The organism is Methanospirillum hungatei, from assembly GCF_020216685.1.
Taxonomy (GTDB): domain Archaea; phylum Halobacteriota; class Methanomicrobia; order Methanomicrobiales; family Methanospirillaceae; genus Methanospirillum; species Methanospirillum hungatei_B.
Genome location: NZ_JAIWNS010000195.1, coordinates 1 through 9708, shown reverse-complemented (window position 1 = coordinate 9708; position 9708 = coordinate 1). Strand labels below are relative to the sequence as shown.

10 protein-coding genes are annotated in these 9708 nt (G+C 49.6%); 3 read left to right on the top strand and 7 right to left on the bottom strand.

The window, feature by feature from the left end:
* A partial coding sequence (locus LDL35_RS12085) for a presenilin family intramembrane aspartyl protease PSH (RefSeq protein ID WP_304022718.1) occupies positions 1-625 on the bottom strand: 625 nt, incomplete at its 3' end.
* Between the two features lie 44 nt (positions 626-669).
* Between LDL35_RS12085 and LDL35_RS12080 the strand changes: the two genes are divergently transcribed.
* Genes LDL35_RS12080 through LDL35_RS12070 form a run of 3 tightly spaced genes read left to right on the top strand, consistent with a single transcriptional unit; the run spans position 670 to position 4647 of the window.
* A complete protein-coding gene (locus LDL35_RS12080) occupies positions 670-984 on the top strand; it encodes a hypothetical protein (protein ID WP_304022716.1) in 315 nt (104 codons plus the stop codon).
* A gap of 7 nt (positions 985-991) precedes the next feature.
* Positions 992-1993: a flap endonuclease-1 gene (gene fen, locus LDL35_RS12075; RefSeq protein WP_304022714.1), complete on the top strand. Its 1002-nt coding sequence runs from the start codon at positions 992-994 to the stop codon at positions 1991-1993.
* A 56-nt stretch (positions 1994-2049) separates the two neighbouring features.
* Positions 2050-4647 (top strand): PKD domain-containing protein, encoded by a 2598-nt coding sequence (locus tag LDL35_RS12070; protein WP_304022711.1) that lies wholly within the window; start codon positions 2050-2052, stop codon positions 4645-4647.
* A 3-nt stretch (positions 4648-4650) separates the two neighbouring features.
* On the opposite strand, the gene LDL35_RS12065 is transcribed toward LDL35_RS12070, so the two are convergent.
* The 6 genes from LDL35_RS12065 to LDL35_RS12040 all read right to left on the bottom strand — a co-directional run.
* Positions 4651-5244, bottom strand: a complete 594-nt coding sequence (locus tag LDL35_RS12065) for a CDP-alcohol phosphatidyltransferase family protein (RefSeq protein WP_304022709.1) — start codon at positions 5242-5244, stop codon at positions 4651-4653.
* A complete protein-coding gene (locus tag LDL35_RS12060) occupies positions 5241-5753 on the bottom strand; it encodes an adenylate kinase family protein (protein ID WP_304022707.1) in 513 nt (170 codons plus the stop codon). The genes LDL35_RS12065 and LDL35_RS12060 overlap by 4 nt, the downstream gene beginning before the upstream one ends.
* A complete protein-coding gene (locus LDL35_RS12055) occupies positions 5750-6826 on the bottom strand; it encodes a histidinol-phosphate transaminase (RefSeq protein WP_304022705.1) in 1077 nt (358 codons plus the stop codon). Before LDL35_RS12055 ends, LDL35_RS12060 begins: the two co-directional genes overlap by 4 nt.
* The gene (locus LDL35_RS12050) at positions 6801-7940 is read right to left on the bottom strand and encodes an acetylornithine transaminase (RefSeq protein ID WP_304022702.1); all 1140 of its coding nucleotides are present in this window, start codon (positions 7938-7940) and stop codon (positions 6801-6803) included. Before LDL35_RS12050 ends, LDL35_RS12055 begins: the two co-directional genes overlap by 26 nt.
* A gap of 17 nt (positions 7941-7957) precedes the next feature.
* A complete protein-coding gene (gene guaA / locus LDL35_RS12045; protein ID WP_304022700.1) occupies positions 7958-8875 on the bottom strand; it encodes a glutamine-hydrolyzing GMP synthase in 918 nt (305 codons plus the stop codon).
* Positions 8875-9708 (bottom strand): gamma-glutamyl-gamma-aminobutyrate hydrolase family protein (locus tag LDL35_RS12040; protein WP_304022698.1); only part of this gene is annotated, 834 nt, incomplete at its 5' end. The genes guaA and LDL35_RS12040, both read right to left, overlap by 1 nt.

The following is a 9708-nucleotide window of genomic DNA, read 5'->3' as shown; positions in this document are numbered from 1 at the left end:
TGCCCCCGATTCCGTCACGAATGAATGAGTATCCCTCCTTCTTTGGTACCACCATCATGATGGGCATTCTGCCTTCAATAACACCGTTTGCGAGGGTGAGCATATGTTTTGTCTTGTATACTGATATTGCATCATATACCGAGAGGAGGATAAGGAGCAGAATGACCGGTACTGGTTCGAGTGATATGCCAAACATGGATGCAACTCCAGCTGCAAGAAGGACGCCCAATATGTCTACAACATACCACTCGGGGTATTTCCATAACAGGATCGTTGCCGCTCCGGCACATGCTGTTCCTATAACCAGTGCAGACTCCGCTGACAGGATGAGTCCAAGAAGTCCTGAGAATACATAGATATATGCGATAAACAGGGATGCCCGGATTATCCAGCCCAGCACTCGTTTGAATCTGTATTGTATGAGGATAAGAAGAAATGCCGTGAATACCAGGAGCATCACGATAAACCATACCGGATTTGAAAGTGACTCTGGGTCTTCAAAGACCGCATATCCTGAGGCGGTCATGGGCATTGCAAGGAGAACGGATCCGATTTCCACAGCAAGGAGCATTACCGGCATTGCAAGGATGGCAAAAAACTCCCGGATTTGTTCCTTCGATCTCATGATAACCAGTACTTACATCATGGGAGAACTACCTATCTGAATATATGGATGATCGGATCCTTCTGGCTGGTATTATCCCGCTCCTTCTGGTTTCATGCGGGTGTATCCTGATCGGATTTGCATACAGGTTCCCTTTTGAAGCGATTATCGGACTTCTCCTGATGACACTTCCCATTATCTTTCTGATGTGGTATACTCTTGTCAGAGTTGAAAACCTTGCAGCAGGGGTGAAATATCAGGGCAGAATTATCCATCGGGCAGTCGATGATCAGGCATCGGATATGAAACGAAGATATGAGGAGTCTGTGCGAAAGATGATGGATGTCCATACAGAACTGACCAGAAGGGTGTACCGGTAGGCTGACCATGGGTGTAGCACTCAGAGATATTCTTACTGACCTGAAACGGCCGGCTGAAGCCGATGAGCTGAAAGGAGTCGCGGCAATCGATGCATTCAATGCGCTGTACCAGTTCCTCTCTATCATCAGACAGCCGGATGGGACTCCCCTCTTGGATGATTCGGGAAGAATCACCTCGCATCTTTCCGGCATCTTCTTCAGGACTGCCAACTTTCTGACTCAGGGTATCCGCCCGGTCTTCATCTTTGATGGAAAATCACCGGAGATGAAAGGCAGGACCATCCAGGAACGAAGGGATGTCCGTGAAGAGTCGAAGGAAAAATGGGACCAGGCAAAAAAAGAGGGTGATCTGACCGGGGCCTTCAGGTATGCCATGTCCAGTACGGCCATTGATGCCTATATTCTGTCTTCGGCACGTCAGCTGATCCAGCTGATGGGTCTGCCTGTTGTTGACGCCCCATCAGAAGGAGAAGCTCAGGCGGCATATATGGTTTTGCAGGGGGATGCTGACTATGTTGTCTCTCAGGACTATGACACCCTCCTCTTTGGCACTCCGGTCCTGGTCAGAAATCTTACCATTTCAGGCAAGCGTCGGCTTCATGGGAGACAGATTACCGTCCAGCCTGAACGAATTCTCCTCTCTGATGTTCTCAGTACTCTTGCTATAACCAGAGAGCAGCTTATCGAGATTGCCATCCTGACCGGCACCGATTTTAATCCCGGAATCCGGGGGATTGGCGCTAAAACCGGATTAAAGAAGATCAAATCAGGAGAGTTTGATTCAATTATCCGTGAGAAACTTCCTGATTTTGATCCTGAACCAGTTCGTAGTTTTTTCCTAAATCCCCCGGTCACCGATTCATACACTCTTGATCCCGGGCGGATTGATCGTGACGGCATCAGGGCATTTCTCTGTGATGAACATGGGTTTTCCCTGGACCGGGTGGATCCGGTTCTTGATAAGATATCGAAGAAGGAGAAGCAGAAAACTCTTGAGAGCTGGTTCTGACCTTTTCGTCACTTATTTTTATACTTGAAGTGCCTACAGGTACCTGATTTTTACTTATGGCAGAGTATTCTGGTCAGATGCAGAATTGCCTGGTTATCCGGCTATTATGTGTTTTCGCATTCTGTGTGTGTATCGCTGGGATTCTTATATCCATAACGCATGCTGATGGGCCGGAGGACAATATCACGAATAATACCAGCAATCTGTCAGCGGAGTGGGTCGTGGATTTTACCGCCTCTCCATTTGAAGGGTATCCACCTCTTTGCGTTCAGTTTACTGTTTCAGGCCCGAATGGTGAGTATGTCTGGGATTTTGGTGATGGAACAACCTCATATGCCATGAACCCTGTCCATTGTTATAAACAAAAGGGATCCTACTGGGTTAAACTAAAATACTCCTATGGCACAATCGCCGGGGAAGTATCAAAACCTGACTGTGTGAAAGTCGGAGATCCTGAGACATATGTTGATTATTTCGCAGAACCTTCCTCCGGGCCAGCCCCGCTTACTACTCAGTTTTCAATAATCGGCAATCCTACGAATATCATCTGGCATTTCGGAGATGGAAGTGATGATAGTACTGACCAGAATCCGAGACACCAGTTCAGGGAACCGGGGAATTACAGCCCCTCCCTGACATACTGTATTGCTGGTTCCTGCAACAAGATCTCAAAATTCAATTATATCGAGGTTACACCGGGGAACAAGGTAGATTTTCTTGCTGAACGACAGAATGGCACTGCTCCGATCTGTACCAGGTTCATCGTATATGGGGAGGCTGACTCATTTCAATGGGATTTTGGCGATGGGGGGAGATCATATGAAAAGAGTCCGGTCCATTGTTACCCCGAGCCTGGTCTTTACACCGTCTCCATGACCTATACGATTGATGGTGCTCCGTATACCATTACAAAAAACCGGTACCTGAAATATGTTCCAGCAGGAACTCCTGATTTTACCGCTACCCCGGTTGAAGGGATCGCTCCTTTATGTGTTGCATATAGTATCATCAATCCCACTCAGTCTTGGGAGTTTAATTTTGGTGACAACAGCACGGCGACCAGTGCACAGGCCACCCACTGTTATGGGACCAGCGGGAATTATTTCCCATCTCTGACCTACTGTTCCAATAATTTATGTGATACAGTGGAAGGAAAAGAGCCCATACTTGTTCATCAACCCAGGATTCTTATTGCCCAGGGGACTGCTCTGAATGAATACAAATTCAGTACCGATGCTCCGGAAGGACTGAAATACTCCTGGGATTTTGGAGACGGGACACGGGCAGAGGGGCCATCTCCCTCACACCGGTTTGATATGGAAGGAACATACCGGGTTTCACTGGTGATCACGGGTACCTGTGGATGTAATGCCATAGCGGTAAAGGAACTGAAGATAAAACCCAAAGAGAAACTTGATTTTACTGCTACCCCATTGGCCGGCTGTGCACCTCATTGTGTGCAGTTTAATGAAAAATCCCCTGAGATCCCCCTCACCCGTCTGTGGGACTTTGGTGATGGTGAGACCAGCACTGAGAAAAATCCCTTCCACTGCTTCAGATTCCCTGGTCCCTACACGGTGAGTCTGACTGACACCTTTCCGAACGGCACGCAGCAGGAGGTAAAGGAGAACTATATCACGGCTCATGCGGTTCCGAAACCCTCATTCACCATGTTCCCTCCCCACGGCGACGCACCTCTCACGGTCAAGTTCACTGATACCACAATTGATTATGCTGAGAAACGGTACTGGAACTTTGGTGATGGCACGTCAGATTCAGGAAAAATTGTAGAGCACCGGTTTGATGAACCAGGGAATTATAATGTGACTCTGACCGTATGGGGGGCCGGCGACTGTTTTGGAACAAAATCACAGACGGTCCATGTCTTAAAGAAGGAAGCTTCCCCGTATGACTTTTCCGGTCTTCCAAGGCGTGGCCTTGCTCCTCTCTGTACTTCATATAAAGTGACCGGTCAGATACAGCAGTCAGAGCTTGACTTTGGTGACGGGCAGAAGACAAATGAACGAAATCCGTTCCATTGCTATGAGACCGCCGGGATATATTCACCCGCTCTTCAGGCATGTGATTCAGTTACCGGGTGTGAGGATATCAGAAAACCAGCATATATTGTTGCAGTCTCTCCCTATTACCTGAATATTACTCTCCTTCGCGGCTGGAATCTGGTCTCTGTTCCGGTAACGCTAGAACCCGGTTTTGACACCATGGATATTCTCTCCGGTGTTGATACCGCAGGACATTCCATCTTTACATGGAACAGTACATCAGCCGCCTGGATGAGATCAGCACGATCTGATCCGATCTCCCCCTTGTCAGCCTTTTTTATATACTCACCAGATATGGTACAGGTTCCCATCAGGATATCAGGTGAGGGTCCGGAGTATAATCTGACCAGGGATCTGGAGGAAGGGTGGAATCTTGTCAGCTTTGCTGATATCATGATGGTATCCGCTGATGAAGCTTTCCGTTCAATCGAAGAATTCTGGAGTTATATTATCGGGTATGATGCAGAAAAGCAGAGATTCTCTGCCCCTATTACGAATGGAGTTGAGAGCAGGGACGTTTCTCTTGACCCGAGACAGGGATACTGGATATTTATGAATTCTTCGGCCCAGATGGTTGGGAAACAGCTATAACAACTATAGCTGTTTCCACACATGCAAAAACCGCTGGGCTGCGGTAATATGGCCAAAGATACCAAAAATCAGTAACACCCATGCAAAGAGGGACAGTCCGATGATGAGTGCGGATGAGATTACAGAAGCGACTCCTGCTCCGATAAGAAGAATAAGCCGGTCAGCCCGTCCCAAAAATCCCCCATAAAATCTGCCAATCCCGACCGCCTGTGCCTGGGTCCCAAGATATGATGCCATCAGGACCCCGGTCAGTCCGAAGACACCTATCTGCCAGGGACAGAGCGGACCGGCGAATATCCCGCATATCATAAAAATATCTGCGTACCGGTCCACGGTGTGGTCCAGGAAATCACCTTTCAGACTCTGGATATCCATGGCCCGTGCAATCGAGCCGTCGAGGGCATCAAATAGTGCATTGAGGAGAATGCAGGCGGTACCGATCCCGATCTCGTAAAAATAAAATCCGATACCTGCTCCTGCTGCAGCGATGAGGGAGAGGACCGTACAACTATCCGGAGTAATTTTCATTCGTATACATGCGGCAACAACCGGGTCGATGATGGGCTTTACCTGTTCACGATATGAGTCAAGGGTCATAACATATCTCCGCATGTGATAAGCCAGTCAACAATTCCGATTGACGGCTGTGCAGTTCCTCTGATTATCTCCTCAACTTTGTCTGCACATTCAGAAATATCCAGGTGTGTTGTGTCAATCTCGTAGAGTTTCTCCTCATCATGGATATCAAATGCTTCGGCCAGGGTTACATCCAGGATTTCCGCTTCGATGTTCTCCTGGATCTTCATTTCTGAATATCCCCTTTTTCTGAGTCTGTCCTTGAGGATTGCTGGATGACACCGTAAGATAATGATCCGGTCTGCCGGGAGAAGATGTGTCAGATGCCCCTCTACGATCCCATCAACCGGCGTGAACTCTGACACCCACCGCTCATCATCGATGATATCGGTGTCCCGCTCAGGATCTTCACCAATACGATATGGCCCGATCGTATCTGTAGCATAGGTCACCGGGACTCCCCTCTTCTGAAGTTCCCGGGCAACGGACGTCTTTCCTGTTCCGGGTGTTCCGGAAAGAGCGATCATCATAATCTTCTGAATACCTCAATGAACCGGTTGTTCTCCCATTCTTCTCCTATGCACACCCTGATATAATGATCTGCAAGACCGGGAAAACTCCGGCATGACCGGACCAGAACTCCGTTCTGTGCAAAGAAGTCTGTAGCCTGATCACCGGTGAGCGGTGCAACGTCTATCATCACAAAATTTGCCCCGCTTGGAAGAACCGGTTTTCCGATCTCCTTTGTAAATATATCCCGCCATTTTTTCACATAGGCGATGGTCCGGTCGATATAGTCGTGGTCTTCAAGGGCACCTGCAGCTGCAGCCGCTGATATGGTATTCAGGGTGAATGGGGTTGCCGCCTTTTCATACACCGGTCTGAACCAGTCCGGAACAAATGCATATCCGACTCTGCATCCTGCCAGACCGAAGACCTTGGACATGGTTCGTCCGATGATAAGGGTATCATACCGGTTCATAAGATCACGGTAGTCCAGCGGTGAAAACTCCACATATGCGTTATCCAAAAAGAGGATGCCATCTATGTTCTTTAGGATCTCCTCAATATCTGAAAGCGGTGTTACGGTCCCTGAAGGGTTGTTCGGAGTACAGAGGAAGGAAATCTTTGCCTTTCTGGCTGCTGCAATAAAGTCAGGAATGTCTACCGAAAAATCAGGGTTTCTTGGAATGTGGGTAACGTCTCCTCCCTGGGCGGCAGCTGCAAGACCATAAAAGGAGAAGGTTGGAGTTGAGATGGCAACCTGATCACCGGGATTTATCAGTACTCTGATACAGGTCTCAATCACTCCGTCCATTCCCACGCCGGTAACAAAGGAGTAGTCACCGTGATATCTCTGCAGGGCATTGATAAGGTTTGTATGAGTGGTATCAGGGTACCGGTGCATGATACAAAGGGCTTTTTCTGCCTCTTTTAATGCACGGGGGGAGGGTCCGAAGGGGTTTTCATTACTGGCAAGCCTGGCTACCTCTGTAAACCCGAACTCCTTTGCAATCTCCTCTGGCTTTTTTGCAAATACGTAACCCGTATCCTGCCGGTAGAGATCACGGATCAGATCAGCAGATCGATTCGATTGCTGCATGAATGACTCCGCATCCCCTGTCGATCTCCTCAGCACTGATGACAAGAGGCGGCACTAACCGGAGATTGCCATGTGCAGCACAATTGACGAGGACACCGTTTTCCCGGCATGCCTGCTGGACGGCCGGACAGGAATCACCGATGGTCACTCCTGCCATGAGGCCGGTAATCCGTATTTCATGTGCGGAGAGTGCTTTTTTCATCTGCTCACTCTTATGTGCCACCGATGGCAGTACCTCATCAATGACATCAAGGGTTGCAAGAGCTGCAGCACAGGCGACGGGCCCGCCGGCAAAGGTGCTTCCATGTTCTGACTTTGAGAACTCAAGACCGTCGCGGGCTATGATTGCTCCCATCGGAAATCCGCTTGCGATCCCTTTTGCCAGTGATACGATATCAGGCTGGATCTTTTCATGCTGGTATGCAAACCATCTCCCGGTCCGGCCGATCCCGGTCTGTACCTCATCAAGGATCAGGAGGACGTCCTTTTCATCACAGATCTCCCTGACTTCCCGAAGATAGCCCTCCGGTGGGATGATGACTCCGGCTTCTCCTTGGACCGGTTCAACCATCACTGCGGCGGTGTCTTTCGTAATTGCCTTACGGATAACATCTGCATCCCCATAGGGAACAAAGGTGCAGCGGGGATTTAAGGGCAGGAATGGCTCTCTGATGGCAGGTTTGTGTGTGCAGGCCAGAGATGCCATTGTCCGTCCATGAAACCCGTCTTCACAGGCGATGAACTCTTTCTTCCCGGTTCTGACCCGTGCCAGTTTGATCGCCGCTTCATTCGCCTCTGCTCCGGAATTGGAGAAGAATGCCTTCTTTAATCCTGAATATTCAACCAGCCGTTTTGCAAGGGTTCCCTGGTGAGGGACATAGTACAGGTTTGAACAGTGAATGAGTTCTGCAGCCTGTTCCTGAATGGCCTTGACGACCTTCGGATGACAATGCCCGGTGCTGCAGACTGCAATTCCTGCAACAAAGTCAAGATATGACTTTCCTTCTGCATCAGTGACGGTGCAGCCTGATCCCTTCACCAGCATCATGTCCCGGCTGAATGCAGGCATATAATATGATGATTCAAGTTCCCGATAATTATCTTCGTATTTCATGATTCCTCCAATAATGGTTATTCGTATTCTATCGTTGCAGGGGGTTTGGGTGTCACATCATACACAACCCGTGCAACACTTGGTATTTGGGAGGTGATCCGTGATTCGATCTCCTGCAGATCCTGAAATGATACGTCAATGGGATCTGCCGTCATCCCGTCGCGTGAATTGACTGCACGGACGGCCACAATCCATCCATGGAGCCGGTTATCACCTTTCACTCCGGTTCCAAGTCCCACCAGGGCACCAAGGCATTGCCATGGCCGGTATTTCTCAACCAGAACCTCCTCGATGATGGCGTTTGCTTCTCTCACCACGTCGATTGCTTCTCGTGTCACCTTTCCGACAACCCTGACCGACAGGCCCGGCCCGGGGAAAGGCATCCGGTGAGCAATCTCCCGGGGAAGGCCGAGCGCCTCTGCGACCTCTCGTACCTCATCCTTATACAGTTCCCGGAGCGGTTCGATAACGCCCTGAAACTGCATGGTGAGGGGCAGCCCGCCGACATTATGGTGACTTTTAATTCCCCCTTCACTCTCGATACAGTCCGGATAGATGGTCCCCTGCAGGAGATACTGAGCTCCGGTTGCGGTCGCCTCCCGCTCAAAGACACGAATAAACCGTTCCCCTACGATTTTCCGTTTCTTTTCAGGGTCACTCTCTCCCTCAAGGGCATCCAGGAACTCATCAGCAGCGTTCACAATCTTCAGGCCAAGATGACCGAAGATCTCTGATATCCGCTTTGTTTCTCCTTTCCGCATGAGCCCGGTGTCCACATAAATCGGGATCAGCCGCTCACCAATAGCCCGCGATGCAAGTTCTGCACAGACAGAACTGTCTACTCCTCCGGACAATGCAATGACGACCTTTTCACCCTTTGACTCTTCCTGTATCCGGTGAATGGCCTCTTTGATGAATTTCTCTGTGTTTACCATTATTCTCCCTTCCCCCTGTTCTTCAGACAAGCCTCTACAAAACCCAAAAATGGCGGTGAGGGGCTGGTTGGCCTGGACCTGAACTCCGGATGGAACTGGGTTGCAAAGAAGAAGGGATGATCTTCAATCTCTGCTATCTCCATCCGATCTCCGTTTCTCCCTGAAAAGATGAGGCCTGCATCCTCCAGACTGCTGATGTATGCCGGGTCAACCTCATACCGGTGCCGGTGACGTTCGATGATCTCATGCTGCTGGTAGAGTTTGTATGCAATTGTACCGGATTTGATCTCAACCGGACAGTCACCAAGCCGCATGGTCCCTCCCAGGTTTTCAACCCCCTCCTGTTCTGGCAGGATGGTTATAACCGCAGTGCCGTCTCCGCATTCACTGCTGCAGGCATCGGCGATACCCAGGACATGTCTTGCGAACTCAACGACTGAAAGCTGAAACCCGAGACACAGGCCAAGGAGCGGTATTTTTTCTTCTCTGCATAAGCGGATCGCATTAATCTTGCCTTCAATGCCCCTGACACCAAATCCTCCAGGTATGAGCACCCCGTCACATTCCCGAAGGTCTGCAGGCTCTACCCGCTCTGCATCAAGCCACCTGATCGATACTTCGGTAGAGAGTTTCCTCCCTGCATGCTTGAGTGCTTCCTTTATGGACAGGTATACATCTTCCTTTCCATACTTACTGACGATGCCGATGGTAATCCGGTGGGTATATTCACGGGTGACGATCCGGTACCATTCAGGGTCAGCACCATCCTTCCCCAGTTGAAGAAGCTGACATAAGACATCGGCCATTCCCTCCTTTTCCAGCTCCATCGGAAC